This is a genomic window from Pseudomonas sp. A-B-19, assembly GCF_019947515.1.
GTDB lineage: Bacteria > Pseudomonadota > Gammaproteobacteria > Pseudomonadales > Pseudomonadaceae > Aquipseudomonas.
Window position 1 is genome coordinate 72,079 of record NZ_JAGYGN010000012.1, and the last position, 22,153, is coordinate 94,231.

22 protein-coding genes are annotated in these 22,153 nt (G+C 59.9%); 14 read left to right on the top strand and 8 right to left on the bottom strand.

Annotated features, from left to right (window positions below; genetic code table 11):
- Positions 1 to 12: 12 nt before the first annotated feature.
- Complete coding sequence (locus KGA81_RS15385) at positions 13 to 252, bottom strand: DUF2798 domain-containing protein (protein WP_223547047.1); 240 nt, start codon at positions 250 to 252, stop codon at positions 13 to 15.
- A gap of 363 nt (positions 253 to 615) precedes the next feature.
- Here KGA81_RS15385 and KGA81_RS15390 point away from each other — a divergent pair, with 363 nt between their 5' ends.
- From KGA81_RS15390 to lhpI, 7 genes are all read left to right on the top strand, one after another.
- Entirely contained in the window at positions 616 to 1,491 is an 876-nt protein-coding gene (locus tag KGA81_RS15390; RefSeq protein WP_223547048.1) for a MurR/RpiR family transcriptional regulator, read from the top strand.
- A 13-nt stretch (positions 1,492 to 1,504) separates the two neighbouring features.
- The gene (locus KGA81_RS15395; protein WP_223547049.1) at positions 1,505 to 2,260 is read left to right on the top strand and encodes a transporter substrate-binding domain-containing protein; all 756 of its coding nucleotides are present in this window, start codon (positions 1,505 to 1,507) and stop codon (positions 2,258 to 2,260) included.
- 113 nt (positions 2,261 to 2,373) lie between these two features.
- Complete coding sequence (locus KGA81_RS15400; protein WP_223547050.1) at positions 2,374 to 3,093, top strand: ABC transporter permease; 720 nt, start codon at positions 2,374 to 2,376, stop codon at positions 3,091 to 3,093.
- Positions 3,090 to 3,800, top strand: a complete 711-nt coding sequence (locus tag KGA81_RS15405; protein ID WP_223547051.1) for an ABC transporter permease — start codon at positions 3,090 to 3,092, stop codon at positions 3,798 to 3,800. Before KGA81_RS15400 ends, KGA81_RS15405 begins: the two co-directional genes overlap by 4 nt.
- A gap of 51 nt (positions 3,801 to 3,851) precedes the next feature.
- Positions 3,852 to 5,093: an NAD(P)/FAD-dependent oxidoreductase gene (locus KGA81_RS15410; protein WP_223547052.1), complete on the top strand. Its 1,242-nt coding sequence runs from the start codon at positions 3,852 to 3,854 to the stop codon at positions 5,091 to 5,093.
- A 17-nt stretch (positions 5,094 to 5,110) separates the two neighbouring features.
- Positions 5,111 to 5,899 (top strand): amino acid ABC transporter ATP-binding protein, encoded by a 789-nt coding sequence (locus KGA81_RS15415; protein WP_263293351.1) that lies wholly within the window; start codon positions 5,111 to 5,113, stop codon positions 5,897 to 5,899.
- Positions 5,900 to 6,012: 113 nt separating this feature from the next.
- A complete protein-coding gene (gene lhpI / locus KGA81_RS15420; protein ID WP_223547053.1) occupies positions 6,013 to 6,960 on the top strand; it encodes a bifunctional Delta(1)-pyrroline-2-carboxylate/Delta(1)-piperideine-2-carboxylate reductase in 948 nt (315 codons plus the stop codon).
- 561 nt (positions 6,961 to 7,521) lie between these two features.
- Here lhpI and KGA81_RS15425 read toward each other — a convergent pair.
- Positions 7,522 to 8,415, bottom strand: a complete 894-nt coding sequence (locus tag KGA81_RS15425) for a LysR family transcriptional regulator (protein WP_223547054.1) — start codon at positions 8,413 to 8,415, stop codon at positions 7,522 to 7,524.
- A gap of 94 nt (positions 8,416 to 8,509) precedes the next feature.
- Here KGA81_RS15425 and KGA81_RS15430 point away from each other — a divergent pair, with 94 nt between their 5' ends.
- Positions 8,510 to 9,676, top strand: coding sequence for an MFS transporter (locus tag KGA81_RS15430; protein WP_223547055.1), 1,167 nt, complete (start codon positions 8,510 to 8,512; stop codon positions 9,674 to 9,676).
- 174 nt (positions 9,677 to 9,850) lie between these two features.
- Here KGA81_RS15430 and KGA81_RS15435 read toward each other — a convergent pair whose 3' ends face one another.
- Positions 9,851 to 10,405, bottom strand: coding sequence for a YdeI/OmpD-associated family protein (locus tag KGA81_RS15435; protein ID WP_223547056.1), 555 nt, complete (start codon positions 10,403 to 10,405; stop codon positions 9,851 to 9,853).
- Between the two features lie 994 nt (positions 10,406 to 11,399).
- On the opposite strand from KGA81_RS15435, the gene KGA81_RS15440 reads away from it, so the two are divergent.
- The 6 genes from KGA81_RS15440 to KGA81_RS15465 all read left to right on the top strand — a co-directional run bounded on the left by KGA81_RS15440 (position 11,400) and on the right by KGA81_RS15465 (position 16,413).
- Complete coding sequence (locus KGA81_RS15440) at positions 11,400 to 12,233, top strand: phytanoyl-CoA dioxygenase family protein (RefSeq protein ID WP_223547057.1); 834 nt, start codon at positions 11,400 to 11,402, stop codon at positions 12,231 to 12,233.
- A gap of 14 nt (positions 12,234 to 12,247) precedes the next feature.
- Positions 12,248 to 12,664 (top strand): RidA family protein, encoded by a 417-nt coding sequence (locus tag KGA81_RS15445; protein ID WP_223547058.1) that lies wholly within the window; start codon positions 12,248 to 12,250, stop codon positions 12,662 to 12,664.
- 83 nt (positions 12,665 to 12,747) lie between these two features.
- Complete coding sequence (locus tag KGA81_RS15450; protein WP_223547059.1) at positions 12,748 to 13,044, top strand: EthD family reductase; 297 nt, start codon at positions 12,748 to 12,750, stop codon at positions 13,042 to 13,044.
- A gap of 180 nt (positions 13,045 to 13,224) precedes the next feature.
- Positions 13,225 to 13,932 (top strand): TetR/AcrR family transcriptional regulator, encoded by a 708-nt coding sequence (locus KGA81_RS15455; RefSeq protein ID WP_411736558.1) that lies wholly within the window; start codon positions 13,225 to 13,227, stop codon positions 13,930 to 13,932.
- A gap of 316 nt (positions 13,933 to 14,248) precedes the next feature.
- Complete coding sequence (locus KGA81_RS15460; protein ID WP_223547061.1) at positions 14,249 to 15,736, top strand: flavin monoamine oxidase family protein; 1,488 nt, start codon at positions 14,249 to 14,251, stop codon at positions 15,734 to 15,736.
- On the top strand, positions 15,736 to 16,413 hold the full coding sequence (locus KGA81_RS15465) for a c-type cytochrome (protein WP_223547062.1): 678 nt from the start codon (positions 15,736 to 15,738) through the stop codon (positions 16,411 to 16,413). The genes KGA81_RS15460 and KGA81_RS15465 overlap by 1 nt, the downstream gene beginning before the upstream one ends.
- A 156-nt stretch (positions 16,414 to 16,569) precedes the next feature.
- Here the strand turns inward: KGA81_RS15465 and KGA81_RS15470 are convergent, their stop codons facing one another.
- The 5 genes from KGA81_RS15470 to KGA81_RS15490 form a co-directional block, all read right to left on the bottom strand.
- Complete coding sequence (locus KGA81_RS15470) at positions 16,570 to 17,232, bottom strand: hypothetical protein (RefSeq protein ID WP_223547063.1); 663 nt, start codon at positions 17,230 to 17,232, stop codon at positions 16,570 to 16,572.
- A gap of 35 nt (positions 17,233 to 17,267) precedes the next feature.
- A complete protein-coding gene (locus KGA81_RS15475) occupies positions 17,268 to 17,924 on the bottom strand; it encodes a c-type cytochrome (protein ID WP_223547064.1) in 657 nt (218 codons plus the stop codon).
- Between the two features lie 9 nt (positions 17,925 to 17,933).
- Complete coding sequence (locus KGA81_RS15480) at positions 17,934 to 19,412, bottom strand: flavin monoamine oxidase family protein (RefSeq protein WP_223547065.1); 1,479 nt, start codon at positions 19,410 to 19,412, stop codon at positions 17,934 to 17,936.
- Positions 19,413 to 19,526: 114 nt separating this feature from the next.
- Positions 19,527 to 20,891, bottom strand: a complete 1,365-nt coding sequence (locus tag KGA81_RS15485) for an NAD(P)/FAD-dependent oxidoreductase (RefSeq protein WP_263293352.1) — start codon at positions 20,889 to 20,891, stop codon at positions 19,527 to 19,529.
- Positions 20,892 to 20,902: 11 nt separating this feature from the next.
- The gene (locus tag KGA81_RS15490) at positions 20,903 to 22,141 is read right to left on the bottom strand and encodes a thiolase family protein (RefSeq protein WP_223547066.1); all 1,239 of its coding nucleotides are present in this window, start codon (positions 22,139 to 22,141) and stop codon (positions 20,903 to 20,905) included.
- Positions 22,142 to 22,153 lie beyond the last annotated feature (12 nt).

The following is a 22,153-nucleotide window of genomic DNA, read 5'->3' on the forward strand; positions in this document are numbered from 1 at the left end:
TAGCGTTCCAAATTAGTACCGCGCGACCGCCCTTAATGATGAGGGGGGCACAGTCAAAGGCACCAGTTTAAGCACAATGGGACGAACGACGAGTAAGCACAGGAATGCCACTGGCATGGCCAATTTATAGGCGTGCAGCGCATTACTTAGGTAACCAATCTCAATCCCGGAATTTGCCGCAGTGATCACGAGTGACATCAAGAGCGCCATGATTGTGGCCATATACAGAGCGAAAACATAGATGGTGTCCACGTATTTTTAAGTGGAGAACATCGCCCTTATCGCGGGAATCAGGTAGGTGACTTCGCCAGACGCTTACCGTTTAGCCAGACCATAGATCGTTTGGAACCCCACCCAGGCACGCGCCTTCTCCAGCGCACAGACTCAACTGTGCATCGCTTCTACCTCCGCACGGCGTCCTGAGACGGTGCTTTGCCGCCGCCATGAATTCAATGGTCGAGCTTTGCATAGGGCATCCTGCCCTCCAACCGAGTTGTCGATGCTGCGTACCAGAGTGACGATCACCGATCATGACAGTTATCTGTCATGTATTGACTTAATGCCAGAAAACACGCATTTTCTTTCGTAAGCGCTGAAAAACAACAGGAAGCAGCCTTGAGCCAGCCCATCAAACAACGCCTTGAAAGCAGTCTTTCAACCGCCTCCGCCTCCGGCCGGGTGATTGCCAACTATATGCTGGCCAACCTCTATGAACTGCCGTTCCAGACTGCCGCTGATATTGCCGCGAAATTGAACGTCAGTGAGTCCAGTGTGGGGCGCTTCTGTCGCTCCCTCGGATACAGCCACTTCAAAGACCTGAAAAACGACCTCAAGGTCGACCTGGGCGAAGGCCCATGGCTGGTGGGCGATCGCTTGCAGGAGTTTCGCCATCAGGCCAGCCAGGGCCCGCAAGGCCTGCCGCGCAGCTTCGAGCTGGAAGTCGCGGCCCTGGTCAAGGTTTACGAATATAGCCTCACCCCGACCTGGCACAACGTCAGCCAGCGCCTGGCCACCCGGCGCAAGGTGTTCGTCGCCGGGTTCCAGACAGAGCGTGGCATCGCAGCATCCATGGTGCATCTGCTGCAGTACCTGCGCGATGACACACACTGGGTCGATGGTGCCGCCGGGCATTACGCCGAGGTGTTGCTCAGTGTCCCCGAAGACAGTGCGCTGGTGGTGTTCGAAGCCCGCCGCTATTCCCGCCACGCCCTGACCCTGTGCCGCAAGGCCCGCGATGCCGGAATCCCTGTGACGCTGATCACCGACACCTTTTGCGACTGGGCCGACCAGAACGCCGATGAAGTGTTCCGCGTGCCCACCGAGTTCAACCTGTTCTGGGAATCGACCGCAGCGATGCTGTCGCTGGTCCACCTGCTGGTCAACGACGTCTGCAAACAGTTGGGTCCCGAGGTCGAAAAACGTCTTGAAGCCATTGCGACCCTACACAACGAGTTCGTTGGATACACATCGTCACCAAACTCAAAACAATAAAACGAGGTGCTGGATGAAACACGTCATTCGCTTTGCCGGTGTATGCGCAATGGTCCTGGCCGGGGCTACCAGCGCGCAGGCTGAAGTACTGAAGATCGCTACCGAAGGTGCTTACCCGCCGTTCAACTATGTTGACTCGGACAACAAGCTGCACGGTTTCGATGTGGATATCGCCAACGCCCTGTGCGAGCGCATGAACGTGCAGTGCAGCATCGTCGCCCAGGACTGGGAAGGGATTATCCCGGCGCTGATGGCGAAGAAATACGATGCGGTCGTGGCTTCGATGATCGCCACCGATGAGCGCAAGCAGAAAATCGATTTCACCCGGCACTACTACCGTACCCCCCTGTCCGTGGCGGTATCCAGGGACTCGAACATCACCGACGCCCAGACCGACTTCAAGGGCCGCACGGTCGGCGCCCAGTCATCCTCGACCCAGGCCATCTATGCCGAAGATCATTACGGCCCGGCCGGTGCCGACGTGAAGCTCTACCCTACCCTCGATGAAGCCAACAGCGACCTGGCGACTGGCCGGATCGACGGGGTGATTGCCGACAAATTCCCGCTGCTGGCCTGGGTCGACAGCGCTGGCAAGGACTGCTGCAAGATCATCGGCGACGTCAACGGCACCACTGCCGATGCCTCGATCGCAGTGCGCAAGGGTGACGATGTCCTGCGCGAGCGTTTCAACAAGGCGCTGGATGAAATCGTCGCCGACGGCACCTATAAGAAGATCTCCAGTCGCTACTTCGCCTTCGATATCTATTGATCCCTCGAGTCCTCAGGCGCGCCTGAGGGTCGTTACTTGCCGACATGTTGCACTGCACCCACACACGGGTGCGGTGAGGGCGTGCGAGCTTAATTTACCGAGAGGGTTCGAGGATGTTCGAAAACCTGTCATTGCTATCCTTCGCCAGCGGCGGCTGGGGTTCAGCCTTGCTGGCCGGCGCCCTGGTGACCATTGTCCTGGCCCTGAGCTGCCTGCCGATTGGCTTGCCGCTGGGGCTGGGCCTGGCCTTGGCCGCCCGTTCCCGACGTCGCTGGTTGCGCGCCATGAGCACGGTGTTTGCCACCGTGTTCCGCGGGCTGCCCGAGCTGCTGACCCTGCTTATAATCTATTACGGTTGCCAGATCGGTGCGCAGAAACTGTTGGCCACGATGGGCTACGAGGCCGAAGTCGCGATCAACCCCTTCGTCGCCGCGCTGATCGCCTTCAGTCTGGTGTTCGCCGCGTTTTCCAGCCAGATCTGGCTGGGCGCCTTCAAAACCGTAGCCAAGGGCCAGTTCGAAGCTGCAGCCGCCCTTGGCCTGTCCCGACGCACAACCTTTACCAAGGTGGTACTGCCGCAATTGGTACGCATTGCTTTGCCGGGGCTGTCGAATAACTGGCTATCACTGCTCAAGGACACCTCGCTGGTGTCGACCATCTCCCTGGTCGATCTGATGCGTCAAACCAACCTGGCGGTCAGCGTCACCAAGGAACCGATGCTGTTCTACACCGTGGCCTGCTTTGGCTACCTGTTTTTCTCGGCCATTTCCGGCCACCTGTTCCAGTTCCTGGAGCAGTATTTCAGCCGCCATCAACGGAGCCTTCGCCCATGAGCTTCGATGAACTGCAAAATCTTTTCCTCAGCCCTGACTTGTTGGAGCGTTACGGTCCCCGTTTCATCGAAGGCCTGTTGGTGACTGCCAAGCTGGTGGCCATTTCCTTCACCCTTGGCGCCCTGCTCGGTCTGCTGATCGCCCTGGGCCGGTTGTCGAGTAACCGCTTTATCAGCCGTTTTACCGGCGTCTACGTGTATTTCTTCCGCGGGTCGCCGCTGCTGGCACAGCTGTTCATGCTCTATTACGGCCTGGGTTCGTTCAAAGGCTTCTGGCAGGACGTGGGTTTGTGGTGGTTCTTCCGTGAGGCCTGGTTCTGCACGCTGCTGGCCTTCACCCTGAACACCGCGGCCTATCAGGCCGAGATTTTTCGCGGCAGCATCATGGCCGTGACCCAAGGTCAGCGCGAGGCCTCGAAAGCCCTCAGCCTGTCGCGCTGGACCACCTTTCGCAAAGTCATCCTGCCGCAATCGCTGCTGGTCGCCATTGGCCCGCTGGGCAATGAACTGATCCTGATGATCAAGGCCAGCGCCATTGCCTCACTGGTGACCATCTACGACTTGATGGGGGTGACCAAGCTGGCCTTCTCGCGCAGTTTCGACTTCCAGATCTACCTCTGGGCCGCCGTGCTCTATCTGCTGATTGTGGAAGTCGTGCGGCGCAGCCTCAAAGCGCTCGAGGGCCGCCTCGGCCGCCACCTGCAGTAAACCGGTTTTTTCTCGGGCTGCCGTGGCCGCCCCTGCATCAAGGATCTACCCATGCATTGCGAAACCATCGTTCTGGGCGCCGGGATTGTCGGCGTCAGTACCGCACTCCAGTTACAGGCCCGTGGCCGTAAGGTCGTGCTCATCGACCGCCAGCAGCCGGGTAACGGCACCAGCCACGGCAATGCCGGGCTGATCGAGCGCGCCAGCGTAATTCCCTACGCGTTCCCGCGCCAGTTGTCGAGCCTGTTGCGGTACGCGGGCAACCGGCAGTCGGACGTGCGCTACAGCCTGAAGTACCTGCCCAAGGCCATTCCATGGCTGCTGCAGTACTGGCGGCACTCCGGGACCAAGGGCCTGGCCGCCGCAACCCGGGCCATGCTGCCCTTGGTGGAGCACTGCGTCAGCGAGCACGACCTGCTCTGTGCACCGGCCGGCATGGATCACTTGATCCAGGCCAGTGGCTGGGTCGAGGCCTACAATTCTCCACCGGCGTTTGCCAAGGCTCAACGCGACGCGGCTGCGCTCATGGACTATGGCCTGAATTACCAAGTGCTCGACCGCGACCAGATGCATGCCCGTCAACCGGGCTTGCACAGTTGCGTGGTCGGCGGCATTCACTGGCTGGACCCCAAGACCGTCAGCGACCCCGGCGGCCTGACACGCGGTTATGCCGAACTGTTCGTCAAACGCGGCGGCGTGTTCGTCCTTGGTGACGCCCTGTCCTTGCGCCAGCGCGTGGGCAAATGGGAAGTGCAGAGCGAACAGGGCCTGGTGATCGCAGACGAAGCCGTGGTCGCCCTGGGCCCGCAAGCCCGGGGCATTTTCGAGCCACTGGGGTATGACATTCCACTGGCGATCAAGCGCGGTTATCACATGCACTATGCCGCCCTGCCTGGCACGCGCTTGCAACAGCCGCTGCTTGACCCGGTGGGTGGTTATGTCCTGGCACCGATGGTCGGCGGCATTCGCCTGACCACCGGGATCGAGTTCGCCGACAGCCAGGACCCGGTCAACGAAATCCAGCTACGTCGCTGTGAAGAGCTGGCGCGCGCCTTCTACCCGCTGGGCGAACGCCTGGATGCCGAGCCTTGGCTGGGACGCCGTCCATGCTTGCCGGACATGTGCCCGGTGATCGGCCCGGCGCCACGACACAAAGGCCTGTGGTTCAACTTCGGGCATGCCCACCATGGCCTGACCCTCGGCCCGGTCTGCGGCCGTCTGCTGGCCGAGTTGATGACCGGTGCCATGCCCTTTACCGACCCTGCCCCGTACAGCGCCGAGCGCTTCCACTGATTGCCGGAGACAAGACCATGCATGCCCTCTCTGCCGTTGTAGACACTCCGCTCGCCGCAAGCCCGGACACCCGTAAGGTGGTGGTCGATATCGCCGGCCTGAACAAGTTCTATGGCGCCTTCCATGTGCTGCACGACATCGATCTAAAAGTGCGCGAAGGCGAGCGCATCGTGCTCTGTGGGCCTTCCGGCTCCGGTAAATCGACGCTGATCCGCTGCATCAACCGCCTGGAAATCGCCGAAAAAGGCCGCATTCTGGTCAACGACACCGACTTGGCCCAGACCAACCGCGAGGCCGCCAGGGTCCGCAGTGAAATTGGCATGGTGTTCCAGCATTTCAATCTGTTCCCGCACATGAGCGTGCTCGATAACTGCACCCTGGCGCCGATTTCGGTGCGCGGCATGAGCCGCAAGAAGGCCGAGGAACTGGCCCGGCACTTCCTGCAAAAAGTCGGTATCGCCAGCCAGGCCAGCAAGTACCCCAGCCAGCTCTCGGGGGGCCAGCAACAGCGCGTGGCCATCGCCCGGGCGTTGTGCATGGAACCCAAAATCATGCTGTTCGACGAACCCACCTCGGCGCTCGACCCGGAGATGGTCAGCGAAGTGTTGGATGTGATGGTTAACCTGGCCGGCAGCGGTATGACCATGCTCTGCGTGACCCACGAAATGGGCTTTGCCCGGCAAGTGGCCGAGCGCGTGCTGTTTCTCGACGGCGGCCGGATCATTGAGGACGCACCGCCTCAGGACTTCTTCAGCGCCCCGAACAGCGCGCGGGCCAAGGCCTTTCTTGCGCAAATTTTACACTGAGGCCACATAGGGGTACGGCTTGCCTGAGATGGCTGTGCCGACCACAGGCCATGCGTGCACAGCAGTTTCTTTCCGACATCCGCCACAACTGATCTCAGCAAAAGGAATATTCAATGACTAATAGACTGGCGAATAATGCCTCCCCGAAAAACCTTTCGGTTACCGTCTGTGATCAAGCGCAGACAGCGGCACTGCTGGATTTCAAAAAACTCGTTGACGCTATTGCCCAAGCCGCAACCGAGCTGGAAGCCGGTTCGATTCTGAGCCCTGAGCGCCTGGTTGTACCCTTGGGTGCCGGCGGTGTTTTGCTGAGCATGCCCGCCACCGCCCAGGACATCGGCATCCACAAACTGGTTAACGTCCAGCCGGGGAATGTGCAGCGTCAGCTGCCGACGATCAACGGCACGGTAACTGTATGCGATGCCGTAACCGGACAAATAAAGTGCTTGCTCGACGGCCCGGAGGTCACAGGGCGTCGCACTGCGGCAGTCACCCTCCTGGCGATTCGGACGCTGTTCAAGCATGAACCGAAACAGATCTTACTGTTCGGGACCGGCGCACAAGCACGTCATCACGTACAAGCCATCAATGCTCTTTACCCGCAGTGCATGCTGTGGGTTCGAGGAATTGACGCACAAGCGACAGCAGTTTTCTGCAGCAACAATCGAGACCTGCACGAACATTTGCAACCGTGCGGCGACAGCATTCCCGACGTGGATGTGGTAATCACCGTAACCACCAGCACAGAGCCGGTCTACAACGAACCAGCCAAGCCAGGTCGATTGATTATTGGTGTAGGTGCTTTCAAGCCGGAGATGGCGGAGCTTGGCAAAGTCACTCTGGACGGTAGCGTTCTCTATGCTGACGATACTGCCGGTGCGCAGCACGAAGCAGGCGACCTGTTGCGGGCAGGTGTGGACTGGTCTCAAGTCAGATCGCTGGCCGCCGCCATTCGCGGCCCAATCGATTCGTCACGGCCCGTTGTATTCAAAAGCGTTGGTACCGCGGCTTGGGACCTGGCCGCTTCGCGGGTCGCGCTCCACGCCCTTGCCAGCCAATAACCCGATTTCGGAAGCTTTGGATTATATAAATTGCACCCAGCCATCGCTCGCGTGACCATCCACGCCAGCGATGGCCCGGAAGCGATTCGATGGGTTACTTCGCACAATGGGAAGCGCTTAAAGTTTTCCGCAGGTAGCTCGCTGAGCAAGGGCACAAATGCTTGAACTGAGCTGTCTGGGTTATGGCGACAGGCGCCTTGTCCCTATCAAGCAGTTCGTACCCACTGGTTGCAAAAAAATCAACCGCGCTTTGGGTCAACAGATGCAGTCGGGCTCCACATCTGCTGACGTGCCGATAAATTTCAGATTTAACGTAGACGCGCACACTTCAATTTTGGCGGAGCGTTTTTACACACTCTGGGCCGAAAGCGGCCTCTCACGAATAGCCATCGGCCAATCTCGGCCATCTACGAGGTGCAGACGAGGCATCAATGCCATGGCTCCCGATTGTTCCAGTCAGGCAGACCACCCACTGATAGCGCGCCCAACGATGTGTTGGTCACTACTTGCTTAATGCGAACAGCATCACGAGCACCCGGAAGGATCAAGTGACGCCACCGCTTACATCCGGTGATGTTCCAACAAGAAGTCCACGAACAACCGCACCCGCGCCGGCATTGCCGAGCCACCTACGAACACCGCATGAATCGGTTCCTGGTCGCCGGGGTTCCAGGCTTCCAGCAGCGGTATCAGGTCACCGCGCTGCAGATCCTCGCTCACGCTGAACTCGCCGATACGCGCAATGCCGGCACCTACTCGCGCGAGTTGTGCCAGCGCTTCACCGCTGCTGCATTCGATGTTGCCGTTGACCTTCAGGGTAAATTCTCTTCCGTCGCGGACGAACGGCCAGTTGGGTTCGGCACGCCGGAAGTTGAAACGTAGGCAGTTGTGCCGTAGCAGGTCTTCCGGTTCCTGGGGGATGCCGTGGCGCTGCAGATACTCGGGCGATGCCACCACTACCTGGCCGGTGTCGCCGATCCTGCGCGCGGTCAGCGGGCTGTCGGGCAGATGGCCAAAGCGTACCGCGACGTCGGCCTGGCCGCCGAGAATGTCGACCACTTCGTCGCCGAGGGTGAGGTCGACGACAATGTTCGGGTAACGGGCGCTGAATGCTGCCACCAAGGGAACGATGGCTAGCCGCCCATGGCCAAGGGCGGCGCTGACGCGCAATCGGCCCCTTGGTACGCCCTGGTCGGCGATGGCCTCTTCGACCTCGGCCATGTCGGCCAGGATACGCCGGGCGCCGCGCAGGAAAGCCTCGCCCTCGGCGGTGAAGGTGATCGCTCGGGTGGTGCGCAACAGCAGGCGGGTGCCAAGACGTTGTTCGGTACGCGCAATGATCCGACTGACCGCCGAGGGTGTCAGCCCCAATGCACGCGCGGCGGCCGACAGGCTGCCTTCCTGCGCCACAGTGGCGAACACGCTCATTTCACCTGACCTGCCGTTGAAGTCCATTTGTGCTCCTTACGCAAAGGTGATTGCCAGAAATGCTATCTACCGCCTGAAAAAGTCGGATCGTAGCATTAGCGGCATAGATAAGGAGCCTTCCATGCGTATCAATCCACCACTTGTCGCACTCGCCATTGGTGCCTTTGGCATCGGCGTTACCGAGTTCGCCCCCATGGGCATGTTGCCGGGCATCGCTGCAGATCTCGGCGTTTCCATTCCCGCCGCAGGTCTGTTGGTCAGTGCTTACGCCTTGGGCGTACTGCTCGGCGCGCCGCTGATGACCCTGACCACCGGCAGGATTCCCCGGCGCTATCTGCTGATCGGACTCATGGCGATTTTCACCCTGGGTAATCTGATGTCAGCCCTGACTACCGATTACTACAGCCTCATGGTCGCCAGGGTGGTGACTTCACTGAACCACGGTGCGTTCTTTGGCGTTGGCTCCATCGTCGCCGCTAGCGTGGTCGCCCCGGAGAAACGTGCCGGGGCGGTTGCGGCAATGTTCATGGGCCTGACACTGGCGACCATCGGCGGTGTGCCGCTGGCCGCCTGGTTTGGCGAACTGTTCGGCTGGCGCACCGCATTCTGGGGTATTACCGGCCTCGGCGTGGTGGCCATGGTCGCGTTGTGGTTCGCCTTGCCCAACCTGCAGGCGCCGCAAAGCGTCGGTGTACTGGCCGAAATTCGGGTACTGGGCCGTGGCCCGGTGCTAGGGGCGTTGGCCCTGACCGTAGTCGGCTCGGGTGCAATGTTTACCGTCTTCACCTACATCGCGCCGATCCTCAGCAGCGAGACCCATGCGTCCACCGCCTACATCACCGCCATGCTGGTGCTGTTCGGTGTGGGGTTGACGCTGGGCAACATGTGGGGCGGCAAGGCCGCCGACCGCTCGATAGATCGCACCCTGATCGTTTCGCTAAGCGTGCTGATTCTCGTCCTGCTGGCGTTCACCGTACTGATGCGTTGGCCGCTGCCGGCCGCCGTTGCCATCCTGATATGGGGTATCGCCAGCTTCGCCCTGGTGCCGCCGCTACAGATGCGTGTCATGGAGGCTGCCAAGGACGCTCCCAATCTGGCCTCGGCGGTGAACATCGGTGCCTTCAACTTCGGCAACGCGATTGGTGCGGCGCTGGGTGGAGCGGTGATCAATACCGGGCTGGGTTATCCGGCGATTTCCCTGGCCGGAGCGACAATGGCGGGTCTGGGGCTGCTGATGGTGTTGGCTTTTGCTTGGCGTTCCAGAACGATTGCAGCTGCGGTGGTGTGACGATGATGTGAGGGGGCTGTTAGTCACATTGATGAGTGACGGCTAGCGGCCGATTCTGTTGAAAAAGTCGACCCTTTGCAGACATTCATAACAATTAAGCTAAAAGGCCGGCTTTAGCCGGTCCTGGTGAACGAAGCGAACGATTTGTCAGGCGTATTCAACGGAGTGTTCCGTTTAAAAATCTTCTGCCTCGGGCGCACGGAAAGCCTTACTGTAATAGCCGGACTGGTCGAAACAGCAAACCTGCTTCTTGCCGGATGCAAGCATATCGCAGGCATCATCAATTCGTTTTGCGCGCGTTTTAAGTTGCTTGGCTGAAGTAATCCAGTGTATCCAGTCTACCCGTGCGATGGTCGTCGTATTGTTCCAAACTTTACGAGCCTCAGGAGTGGATGCCAGTGCCTCCTGAAAATCTGCTGGCATGTCAGGCTCGGGTTCCTTCTTCACAGGGGTTAGCTCTAGCGTAACGATATCCCCAACGGCCGCGCCTGCGGCTTCGAGTAACTCGCTACTTACCTGCAGCCAATGGCTCAGTTGGCCATCCGGCTCAAGGGTTGCCTGGAAATGGTGCCCATTGATTGTGCCTTCAACTGTCGTCCTTCCTCGCCTCGGAAGCTGTTCACTCGCGTCTCTTGGCAGTACTACGAACGCCCACGACGTATCATTACCAGGCTTTGCCGGACGAAGAAGCTTTGCTTCGAATCGGGATTTCACATCGATTGTTGTCATTGCAACTCCTCCAACTAATACGCCTAACTCCTATATGACGACATCACTATCGCGTTTAAACGCGGCAGTGATGTCGTATAACGTTCCTTGTCGTCCTGCAAGCCCTTGTCTAGCCCGGAGGAATTGCTGCAAACGCGACATGGATGACGCCAAGCTCAGCTGCGATAAAGATTCAGTGCTGGAGGTCGACGCTAACTATTTGCCACTATTCTGTCCAGCGGCTGCTATCGGTCGATTAAAAGTCATTGGCTAATCGGTTCCGCTTTGCACATCATCGCAACCCCGAAGCTGTTGGCAACCCGAAGCTGTCAGTGGAGGCGGCCACATCTCTGGTGGGCTGTCCCATGCCAGCTACTACCTGGCCAACCTCCGACCAATCGAACCCTCGGCTTATCGCAGCCAGCCTGGATTGCTACCTCCTCTGTGGCAGTTGATTCTCCTCTTGAAGTGAATCGTAGTGCTGGACGATCGCATCGACGTCCATAAAGTGCCTACTGACAAAATCTGCGAATAGCCCCACCGCGTAGCGAGACAGCTTCGCCTGACCTCTCTCCATGCACCGCCAGGGTAGCTGTAAGCGGCAACTCTTGTGACATGCGTTTATGCAGCCAACTTGCCTGTAGGTATCAATTTTGGCCGGCCTGCCCGCCACCCCTCGATATTGGCAATGCCGGTGATAGGCCGCGACGGCGCCTGGCAGTACTTTTCCAGCGGCAAGGACTCGAATCTGATAGAGATTTACGTCTATTACTTCTTCTAGCGCCCCCCTTTGCGCCGCGCATATATCCTCGCCGATTGTTCGAGTGGCCTAATTGATACGGCAGCGAACCGGCACCCTTTTTGAGGGGAAAAGCTGCTGATAGCCGGCGCCATCACCTCCAGGAAATTGGCACATTCAGTGCCAGTCATAATTATCATAACGCGTGTTGCGCCAAATAAACCTGGCTGCTAGGATCAATCTCACCTTAGTGAAATTTCGTGGGAGAAAGCCGCTATGCAAGACTCTCTGCGCAAGGCATTCCGGGAAGATGGGGCAGTCCTGATCAAAGGGCTTCTGAACGAGGAGCAACTAGCTCAGTGTCGGACTGCCTATGACTGGGCAGTCGAGAACCATGGCCCCAACGCGTTTCGAATGTTCGATGGGACCTTGCAACAGTCGCACGTCGACAACGCCAATCCGCTCGCCAAGGAGCGCCTGGAGGAGTTGGTCTCTTCCCTCCCCTTTGGCCAGTTATTCGCACACCTCTGGGGTTGCGAAAACGTCTGGTATTTCGCCGAGGAAGTATTCCTCAAGGCCGGCGGACGTGGTTCGCGCACACTCTGGCATCAGGACACCTCTTATTTGCCCTGGGCCGGCATGCATTGGGGCAATGCATGGATCAGTTTCGAATCCGTTCCCAAGCAAAATGCATTGGAGATCATTCGGGGATCACACCGCGGAACGCGTTTTGATGGAACCACCTTCCTCGACCCGAACGACCCAACCCAACCCTTGCATGGAGGCGGCATGCTGCCTCGCCTTCCCGATATCGAGGCTGAGCGCGAGCAGGCGCCCGATGCATACGAAATTCTGTCGTGGGCAACGGAGCCCGGGGATGTGGTCGTGCTCCATCCCGGCTCGCTACACGGCGGCGCGCCGGTCGACGAAGCCTTCCCGGATCGCCACACCTTTGTTTTCCGCTTCTTTGGTGACGACGCAACCTTTAACCCCCTGCCGGACCACAGTGATGCGGGTTATCCGAAGGAAGGCGTTCTCTTCACCGAAGAATTGATGACCTTGAAGCCGGGAGAACCCTTCCGTCACCCCACCTTCCGCCAGCTCGTATGATCGGAGATCAAGCAATGAGTACCCAGAACCTGAAACGGCAAACCATCACCCCTCCCCAATCCCAAGTGTTCTACGATAACTATCACTTTCCGCAAGCGACCCGTGTCGGGGACATGATCTGGGTTTCCGGCCAGGTCGGAATCGACGCCACAATGACACCGGGCAACGGTATCGAAGAGCAGGCGCACCTAGCCTTCCAAGGCTTGAAAATCGCCCTTGAGGCGGCGGGCGCGACCCTGGCGGATGTTGTCGAGCTGATGACATTTCATACTGAGCTTCAAGCTGACACGCACGCATTCATGCAGGTCAAGCACCAGTACTTCCCCGACCGCTACCCGTCCTGGACCGCCATCGGCATCTCGCAACTGGCCCTTCCCGGGCTTCGCGTGGAAATTCGTGCCGTTGCGGTCGTGGGCTGCGGCGAAAACTGATTTCACAAAGTCACCGCGCCTCAGGTTGCCGAGGCGCGCGTCATGCCCTCTCTACCCCATCACAACAAGAGCAAGGACTACCCATGGCTACCCTTATCGTGAGCTACCCCTTAACCGAAGGTGCGAGATTCGACCGGGAGTACTACCTTTGCACCCACATCCCGCTCGCGCGCTCCGCATGGGGTGAGTTTGGACTGCAATCGGCCGAGATCCTGTTTCCGGTCGTCGGTCCGCAGCCCTTGGCAGGCCTGGTGATTCTGCGCTTCAACAATCAGGCCGGAATCGATGCCGCGCTCACCTCCCCCAGGACGGCTGAGGTTATGGGCGACGTGGCGAATTTCACCAATATCGCTCCAGTGATCTTCCGCGCGGACGACTGATGCATCGCGCGGCTGCCCGAAGGCCGCTGATGCGCCCTTCGGGAGAGCCCCGGTATCAAGTCTTGCATGGGTGCTTTCTTTAAATAAATTCCATATGCTGAGCCGCAAATAGCAAGTTGCAGCTTTTTCACTGCAACTGTTACTCCGATCAATTGAGCCAGCGAAAATTACCCATTTCCTATGCCTGATTCACGACTCCAGCCTCCCATGAACAACAGCTCTCAAGCGAGTGATAGCGAATCCGAACCGGTCTCCCGCCGGGGTCGGCCCGTAGGCGACCACAAGGCGAAACGGGCCGAGTTGCTGGCGGCGGCGATCGCGGTGATCGCACGCGAGGGCTATGCCGGAGCTTCGATGCGCAAAGTGGCGCAGCACGCCGGGTGCACGACGGGAGCGGTGACCTACTACTTCGCAAACAAGGAGGAGATGATCACCGCTGTCGCACAGAGCCTGTTCGACCAGATCGACACTTTGCTGGAGAACAACCAGGAGCGGATCGATATCAAGGCTCTCATCGAACAATGGCTCGACTGGACGAACACCGACGAGCCGGACGCATGGCTCGCATGGCTCCAATTGCTTGGCTACGCAAGGCACGAACCGGCTTTCGCAGGCGTCATCAAGCAACGATATGCACGGTTCCGCCAGGTGTTTACATCGGTACTGGAGAGAGGGCAAAGCCAAGGCATAATCCGCGACGATATCCCCGCTGAGTTGCTCGCCGATCAGCTCAGCGCGATCAGCGACGGATGGATGATGATGTTGCCGATCGAACCTGAACGGTTCGGTTCGAGCCGAGGTCAATCCCTTCTCGATGCCCTCATGACCTTGATCACTCCGCCGCAACCGCAAAAACCATCTTCCAAGAGAAAGGCAGTCGCCAAGTAACGCAGTTAACGCGCGCAGCTGAGTTGGCCTTCACGAGCAGCGCGCGTCTCCAGGATCATCAGGTCGGAGCTGCGCACCGCGCTTTCTTGCCATGACCATTAAATGGCACTGGCTGCCTTGTTCTGAGCGCCCTATCCAGCAGGATACCTGCCCTTATCATGCCCCGGCCCACTCCACCGGTGCCAAGGCCTGTGTCGTCCTCCACCCTCCTCAACACCAAACGCCCTACTAATCTGCTTTGCACGGTTTCAAATGTGCTGTATTTTTACACAACAACTGTTATGTAAAACATACAATAGATATGACAGAGGCGAAGATGGATTCAGATAACGATGAATTGTCGCTGCCGGCGCGCCAGCGACGCTTGCTGCTTCAGGCGATTGGAAGCGCCACCTTGATCGGAGGGATCGCTCTGAGCGGGCGGGCCACGGCTCAGGTGCCACATGCTGGCCGGGACGACGTCCTGGACGTAGCCATCATCGGGGCAGGACTCGCCGGCCTGACTTCGGCGCGGGACCTGCGCCGCGCTGGCTGCGAGTCCTTCGTCGTGCTCGAGGCCCGGGACCGTGTCGGTGGGCGCACCTACAACCACGACCTGGGCAAAGGCGTTGTGTCGGAAGCCGGTGGCGAGTGGATCGGCCCCGGCCAGACGGCCATTTTCGACCTGGCCCGCGAACTCGAGATCGACACCTTCCCGACCTGGTACCAGGGCAAAAACGTCTACCTGGTGGGTGACGCCAAATTCGAGCAGGACCTGACCAAAGGCCAGAACTCCAATGCCTCGATAGTCGAGAAGCTGAATGAACTCGCGCGGGGAGTGCCCAGCAAGGAGCCATGGACCGCGACGGATGCGACCGCCCTGGACAAACTGTCGGTCGGCGAGTGGCTGGCACAGCAGGGAGTCAGCAATGAGAGCAAGCTCGGCTTCGATACCTCCATCGGCCTGACAACTGGCACCCCTCCCTCAGTCCTGGCGCTGTTGCACTACCTGTCCCTCATCAACTCCGCCGATTGCCGCATGGAAAAACTCGAGGGGTTCAAGGGTGGCGCCCAGGAAACTCGCTTCGTCGGCGGCTCACAGATCCTCAGTATCAAGATGGCGGAGGCACTGGGTGACAAGGTCAAATTGTCCTGCCCCGTGCGCAAGATCGTCGGCTGGGACCAGGATGTGGTCGAACTGCATACCGACCAGGGCGTCATTCGCGCCCGACAGGTCATTGCTGCACTGCACCCGGCCTTGTGCAACCAGATCAGCTTCGATCCTCCCCTCCCCAGCGGACGCGCGCAGTTACAGCGCCTCTGGCCGTCTCATGCCCCTATGCGCAAGACCGTACATGTCTACGAGCGTCCGTTCTGGCGGGACAAGGGCCTGAACGGCCAGATCACGCAAGCCGACGGACCGCTGATCCTGTCCTATGACAACTCGCCCCCGGATAGCAGCGTCGGTGTCCTCAGCGCCTTCGTCAGAAGCGGCCAATTGCCCCACGATGCCAACGCCGCCCAAAGCGCCCTGTCAGAGATCTATGCGCAAGCAATGGGCGATGAAGCGCTGCACCCCATCCAGTTCCACGACCACGACTGGGGCAAGGTCGATCCCTGGACCCTCACCTGCGTCGCGTCAATACCACCGGGTTTTCTGACCAAATGGGGTCAGTACCTGAAACCGTCGCTCGGCCGCCTGATCTGGTCGGGCACTGAAACTGCCGATCTCTGGGCCAGTTCGATGGATGGTGCTATCCGTGCCGGCCACCGCGCAGCACTCGAGGCGCTCCAGGCGTTGGTTCAACGTCGGAGGAGCGTGTGATGAAGCGAGCATTTGTGATTGGGGCGATCGTAACTGTGGCGGCCCTGGCGGTATCGACCGTGATATATGGCCCGGAGATGGTGGCGGGCTATCGCTTCATGGACGCCCTCGACCAGCATTATGCCAACTACGAGGCCAATGGCGGCGCCTGGCCACAGATTCAGGATTCCTGCGCACTTTGCCACGGCGCCAATGGCCAGCCCCGGGACGCGCAGTACGCTTCCCTGGCCGGTCTACCCGCGCCATACATCGAAGCCCAGTTGCACGCCTTCGCCGAAGGGCGTCGACACAGCCCGCAAATGAGCCCGCTCGCGGCAAATCTGACTACAGATCAAATCAAGTCCCTGGCGGGCTATTTCGCGCGTCAGCAGCCGGAAAGGACAGAGGCCTCGAGCCGCGATGAAGCGCTGGAACAACGCGGACAAGCCACAATCGCGACCAGGGGATGCGCCGCCTGCCATGGCGAGGGTCTGTCGGGTAGCCCGCTCGCTCCCCGCATTGCGGGCCAGGGCGAACGCTACTTGATAGACCAGCTCACCGCCTTCAAGCAGGGGCAACGCAAGGACCCCAGCCAGGCCATGAACGCCATGACCAGCACACTCTCGGAGCAGCAGATCAGGGCCACGGCCCACTTCCTGGCCAACCAGACACCAACCTCGAATCCGGTAACCAGGTAATCGGTTATTCGTGGAGGTGGGCATGGACGCTCACCTACCCCACATTCCCGTTCCAGAGACAGAACTTCCCGGATCATTGTTGCCAACTCGGACATTGCGCCGAAACGAGTAAGCCGCCAGAACATGGCGGCTTACTCTATGCAACTCGCAAATCGGTCAGCGGGCCTGCACAAGCGATCGAGACGAACCTCCCATCGCACGCGCCAGCGCGCCATAGGCGTAATACAGTTGGATCAAAGTGTAAGACCAAGTGGTCAAGGCAAAGGTCATGAACACCATTTTGGTGTCGTCACCCGGGATCGGGAAGAAGTCATAGACGAGAGCCACGACCAGGGCACCCGCAGCACCCACCGCCGTGGCCAGGGCGTGCAGGTTCTCTCGGGCACAAACCAGTTGCCAGGTGAAATAGGCGAGATAAATCGTGTAGCCCGACCACATGATCACATAGAAGTACGGGAGCGGCTCGCGAACGAAGTCGGCCAGGACGAGCACGAATGTGGCAGCGAACGAAGCCGCGAATATCACGACATCCTTGGACACCGATGGTTTGTAATTATGGGTGACCGCCATCAGGCCAAGAGTGGCAACAATCGGTATACCGAACCCGCGGGAAAAGGCATCGAGAAAGAATGAGATGCTGTAGTTAAACTTCCACTCAGTGAGGAGGTATATCAGAAGATTCGACCCGGAGAAGGCAACGATCAGCCACTCGAAACCGAGCAAATAGTTATGTTTTTTAAGAAACTTGATCCCGTAAGTCACTCCGCAAAGCACCAACAGAGCGCAAGCAAGCAACGCAAAGGTATCCCTGATTTCCATAGTAGTAGCCTCTATCAAATACTGAACTCAATACATCACTTCGCTACAGGAGCGAGTGCCGCGAGATAATGGGCAAGTGCTTTGCGATCATCCACGGACAACGTCGTGACAATGGCGGTCATCGCGCCTGACGGATCCTTGCGGCGACCCAGCGCAAAAGCATTCAGCTGCGCCAGCAGGTAGTCATGCCCCTGCCCGGCCAACCGCGGGAATTGGTCGTGCCCCATCAGACCTTCACCATGACAAGCGGCGCAGCCCCCGCTCGCCACCAGCTTCTTGCCCTTCTCCTGCAGAGCGGGATCAGGCTTGAACGACCCGTTTTCAGCAGCAGGGTGCTTGGCGAAGTACTCCGACAGGAGCTGAATGTCAGCCTCACTCAGGCTCAATGCCAGCGGGCCCATGTTCGGGTTGGCTCGCTCGCCGCTGGCGAAGTGGCGCAACTGAGCCGCCAGGTAGGGAGCCGGCTGGCCCGCGAGACTCGGGTAACCCTGATGCAGCGAGTTGCCCCGGGCGCCATGACAACCGACACACGCATCGGTCAGGCGTGGCCACGGCCCACCATCAGCCTGCCGCGCCTCGCTGGACGTGCTGATGTGAGTCAACAGGCGATAAAGATCGAGCAGGTCCCTGCCGTAAACAGTCAGCAGGCCGGCAACGACCGTAACAAATCCCAGCAAAATCCACTTCTTCATATTCACCTCCTATGCCCGACGCAGGGCGTTAAGGGCCTGCAGGGCGCTCTGGTGGCCCGAGCGCACGGCGCCATCCATGTAACCGGCCCAGATTTCGGCGGTCTCGGTACCGGACCAGATCAGATTGCCGCAGGCCGGCCGCAGCGCCTCGCCATGGGTGGTCCAGAATCCCGGAGGTATGGCCGAAACGCAGGTGATCGACCAAGGATCGTCACGCCCCCAATCCTGATCGTGATAGGCCACGGGCTGCAGCGCTTTGTCTCCCCAGGCACGCGCGTAAAGTTCCGTCAGGACGTGCTTCGCCGTTGCAGGGTCCGAGGGCAGATTGGCGTTGGAGATGAAGGCGTTGATGACGCCCACGTCCCCATTGGGTGGCGAGTTATCCCAGGCCCAGATAATGGGACCGTTGAGCATGATGATGTGCCCATTCAAGCCCTTGTCGCGCCAGAACGGCCGGGGGTACACCATGGCCGTCTTGCGCGCCGGGGAGTGCGCTGGCCAGGCACGCTGCAGAGCAGCACGCGCTTGCGGCAGGGGCGGATCGAACTGCACCTGGTTGCAGAGGGCAGGATGGATGGCCACGATAACCTTGCGCGCACGCACCAGCCCCTGGTCCGTGTGTAGCGTGACGACTTCGCGATCCCAGTCGGTAATCTTGCGGACCGGGCACTGCAAGCGCACCTTGTCCCCGAGTTGCCCAGCCATTCTGGTGCTGAGAATCTGCGAGCCGCCGATAAACCGAGTACCCTGGGCGCTGTCCTTGATCGAGTCGAGCTTTTCGTAATCACAACTGGCTGAGTTGATCATGGACAGGAAATGCAAGAGCCCCATTTTGGCCGGGGTTACACCACCGCTCAGCGTCATGCTGGCATCCCAGCCTGGCTGATCCTCGGGTTTGATGTTTTGCCGGGCCAGCCAATCGCCAACCGAAAGCTTGTCCAGCTCCGCTGCCTTCGGCGAATTCCAGGGCGCCCCCGAGGGCACATCGCGCGAAAGCTCGCTGAGCTTTCCAGCGACGGTCATATCAGTGCCGAAGGTTCCCTTGAGATCGACCTCAAGGCGGCCGTCGCCGCCGAGAATGACTGTGCTGCCTTCGTAGAAGCTCGGGAAGGTTCCCACCTCCAGCTGCCGCGCGAGATCCTCGACAGCGGTCTGGCCCGGCCCGATCCACTGGCCACCGACCTCGGAAACATGCCCGTTGCCCATGTCGAAATTGAGGGTTCGACCTCCCACGCGGTCCCGTGCCTCGAGGACCACGAAGGACTGGCTGCCGGCCAGCTGCAGGTCCCGGGCGGCAGTCAATCCAGCCAGGCCCGCGCCTATGATGGCGACATCCAGAACATCGCCCGCCTCGCCAGAGGCTGCACCGGCATGCGCCAGCCCCACTTTCAGACCGAAACCTCCTACGGCCACGGAGGCACCGGCGAGTTTCAGAAATTGTCTACGTTTTGAATCGAGTCCGGTATCGGAGGTAGGCCTCTTGGCCATGGCTAATGCCTCACGCAGCGGTTAATTGAGATCACTGACCAACAGGTATTTCGCTGCGCAACATTGGCGCAGCGAACATGATCAGTCACATGGGAAATATCAGAACAACGATGATCAACTGCGCCGCTGCAGGGCTCTCCAGTTCGTCCACTCATCAAGCGCTTTGGCCGCCACAAGGCCAACATTCATGGCGCACCACTGCAGGGGTTCGGGAAGCATTGAAGGCGTCTTGTGGTGCAACGCCTCCAGTAGCGGATTCTCGACACCACCGATTCGCTCGGCGAGTAGCAGCCCCATGAGCGACTGGGTAGCAACACCGTGCCCCGCACACCCAGCCGTGTAGAGGATGTTTTGCTGTGGCCCGGTTGCGCCCACCACCGGCAGAGCGTCGTACGCCATGCTGACGTAACCGCTCCAGCAAGATTGGATGCCAAGGCCATGCAGGGTCGGGAAGCGCTCGTGCAGCGCCTGCCCCAATGCGCGATAGGCGCTGGCGTCCGGCACGTTGGGCGTCTTCGAGCCATAGACGTAACTGAGCTGCTTGGTGGTCAGCACCAGCGTGTTACGTGCGGTCAGGCGGTGACTCTCCATGGTTATATGCGGCGTCACAATGCCTTCGCGCCCTCGCCAGCCGAGCGATGACAACTGCGTCGCGGACAGCGGCCGGGTTTCTATCGCAGAAACCCGGAACGGCGCGACCTTATTGCGCAGCAGGCCCAGTTGTGGGGTAAAGGCATTGGTGGCCAGCACCATGATTGGCGCACTCGCGCTACCGTGCGAGGTCTCGCAGGTGATGGTTCGCCCCTCGCTATAGGACAGCAGCGGAGTTTGCTCGTACAGCTTCACGCCCGCCTGAATCGCTGCACGGCGCAGTCCCAGTACGTATTTTCCCGGATCCAGCGTGCCGCCGTGCTGGGTGCAACCGAACAGGAAGGCTGGCGGAATCCCGCGTGCACGCATCTCGGCCTGATCCACGAAGCGCGTGACCGAACCCAGATCGAGCCCGACTTCCATGCTCTTGCGCAGTCGCTTTTCCTGCGAGGGATGAACGACGGCGCGGATGAGCCCGGAAGGGTTGTAGTCGCAGTCGATGCCCAGCTCGATCAACCGCTTTTCCACATAGGGGACGCCTGCATCGTAGAAACGGACGATCTGCTTCGCCCGCTCGCGCCCCACTCGACTGACGAACAATTCGAACTCAAGCCCCATGCTGCCGGCAAGGTAGCCCGCATTGCGCCCACTGGCGCCAAAGCCGGCAAACTCTTGCTCGAGGACGATGACTTTGGCCCCGCGAGCCGTCAGCTCCAGTGCGGTGGACAGGCCAGCGAAGCCGGCACCGACCACTATCACGTCGGCGCTGACATCGCCCTGTAGCTGCGGTTGCAGATCGTCCGGCTTATCCATCCACCCACCAAAGCGTCGAAACTGCCCCGGATCGGTGAGTGTCATGAGGTTTTCGTTGCGATGGTGGGTAGACATGGCGAGTTCTCCTAACGACTCAGAATATGGACAGCCACAGCGCCTTCCTCGATGCCGATCAGTCCCCCTCCGTTTTCCTGGATCGCATGGCGTGCGCCCTGGACTTGGCGAGCCCCTGCCTCGCCCCGCAGTTGGGTCGTCAGCTCGAACAACTGGCCAATGCCCGTTGCGCCGAGCGGGTGACCTTTGGATTCCAGACCGCCAGAGGGATTGATCGGTATCCGACCGCCCACGGTGAAATCACCGCGCTCGGCACAGATCCCGCCTTGCCCCAAGGGCGCCAGGCCGAGATTTTCCGATTGAATGATCTCGCCCATCGCGGAGGCGTCATGGACCTCGGCGACATGCATGTCCTGCGGACCTAGCCCGGCGATCTCGTAGGCCTGAAGCGCGGCCAGGTGACTGACATGCTTCTCAGGTTCGGCCAGGTCGCGCAGGGTGAAACTGCGAATCACGCTGGCGGCGATCCGCACGCAACGTTTGGGGTCGGCACCTATGCGCTTCAGACCCGCCTCGGTGCAGATGATCGCGGCTGCAGCGCCGTCGGTCATCGGTGCGCACATCGGCAGGGTGATCGGATAGGTGATCGGTGGCGCGGCCAGCACCTCTTCGATGGTGAATGGCTTGCGAAACTGCGAATAGGGGTTGTGCACCGAGTGATTGTGGTTCTTGGCGCACACCGCGGCGATCTGGCGCTGGGTGGTGCCGTAGGTCTTCATGTGCCAACGGCACATGGCCGCGTAGATGGCCATGAACTTGCTGTACGGCCGATCGGACTCGGAGCCCGCCGGAAGGACGATGCCCTCCCCCATCCTCACTAGCGTCGCGTAGTTCTGCTCGGCGGTGGAGACGTCCCAGCCAGCCTCGAACAGGGAAAGGGTTTTCATCTTGTCGGGTACGACCATCTTCTCCGCGCCCAGGGCCAGCGCCACGTCGGTGGCGCCGGCGCGCAGGCTCTGCACCGCCAGATGAACGGCGGTACTGCCCGAGGCGCAAGCGTTTTCGACGTTGTAGATCGGTACCCCTTCAATGCCGATTTTGCTGCACACCACCTGCCCGGGGATCGACAGCTGCCCCTGCAATTGGCCGTTGGTAATGCCGGCGTAGAAGACGGCACCGATATCGGAGCGCTGGGCGCGGGCATCCGCCAGCGCACCATTGAGTGCCTCCAGGGCCATGTCCTGGAGGCTGCGGTCCGGATGGCGCCCGAACTCGGTCATGGCGATGCCGGCAATATAGATTGGTTCCATCAGAGGACTCCT

Coding starts and splice junctions, on each gene's coding strand:
- KGA81_RS15425 (WP_223547054.1), bottom strand. CDS start 8,415: ATGGACTTCAACGGCAGGTCAGGTGAAATGAGCGTGTTCGCCACTGTG.
- KGA81_RS15405 (WP_223547051.1), top strand. CDS start 3,090: ATGAGCTTCGATGAACTGCAAAATCTTTTCCTCAGCCCTGACTTGTTG.
- KGA81_RS15490 (WP_223547066.1), bottom strand. CDS start 22,141: ATGGAACCAATCTATATTGCCGGCATCGCCATGACCGAGTTCGGGCGC.
- KGA81_RS15395 (WP_223547049.1), top strand. CDS start 1,505: ATGAAACACGTCATTCGCTTTGCCGGTGTATGCGCAATGGTCCTGGCC.
- KGA81_RS15465 (WP_223547062.1), top strand. CDS start 15,736: ATGAAGCGAGCATTTGTGATTGGGGCGATCGTAACTGTGGCGGCCCTG.
- KGA81_RS15470 (WP_223547063.1), bottom strand. CDS start 17,232: ATGGAAATCAGGGATACCTTTGCGTTGCTTGCTTGCGCTCTGTTGGTG.
- KGA81_RS15440 (WP_223547057.1), top strand. CDS start 11,400: ATGCAAGACTCTCTGCGCAAGGCATTCCGGGAAGATGGGGCAGTCCTG.
- KGA81_RS15430 (WP_223547055.1), top strand. CDS start 8,510: ATGCGTATCAATCCACCACTTGTCGCACTCGCCATTGGTGCCTTTGGC.
- KGA81_RS15445 (WP_223547058.1), top strand. CDS start 12,248: ATGAGTACCCAGAACCTGAAACGGCAAACCATCACCCCTCCCCAATCC.
- KGA81_RS15475 (WP_223547064.1), bottom strand. CDS start 17,924: ATGAAGAAGTGGATTTTGCTGGGATTTGTTACGGTCGTTGCCGGCCTG.
- KGA81_RS15435 (WP_223547056.1), bottom strand. CDS start 10,405: ATGACAACAATCGATGTGAAATCCCGATTCGAAGCAAAGCTTCTTCGT.
- KGA81_RS15400 (WP_223547050.1), top strand. CDS start 2,374: ATGTTCGAAAACCTGTCATTGCTATCCTTCGCCAGCGGCGGCTGGGGT.
- KGA81_RS15460 (WP_223547061.1), top strand. CDS start 14,249: ATGGATTCAGATAACGATGAATTGTCGCTGCCGGCGCGCCAGCGACGC.
- KGA81_RS15455 (WP_411736558.1), top strand. CDS start 13,225: ATGCCTGATTCACGACTCCAGCCTCCCATGAACAACAGCTCTCAAGCG.
- lhpI (WP_223547053.1), top strand. CDS start 6,013: ATGACTAATAGACTGGCGAATAATGCCTCCCCGAAAAACCTTTCGGTT.
- KGA81_RS15410 (WP_223547052.1), top strand. CDS start 3,852: ATGCATTGCGAAACCATCGTTCTGGGCGCCGGGATTGTCGGCGTCAGT.
- KGA81_RS15415 (WP_263293351.1), top strand. CDS start 5,111: ATGCATGCCCTCTCTGCCGTTGTAGACACTCCGCTCGCCGCAAGCCCG.
- KGA81_RS15480 (WP_223547065.1), bottom strand. CDS start 19,412: ATGGCCAAGAGGCCTACCTCCGATACCGGACTCGATTCAAAACGTAGA.
- KGA81_RS15485 (WP_263293352.1), bottom strand. CDS start 20,891: ATGTCTACCCACCATCGCAACGAAAACCTCATGACACTCACCGATCCG.
- KGA81_RS15450 (WP_223547059.1), top strand. CDS start 12,748: ATGGCTACCCTTATCGTGAGCTACCCCTTAACCGAAGGTGCGAGATTC.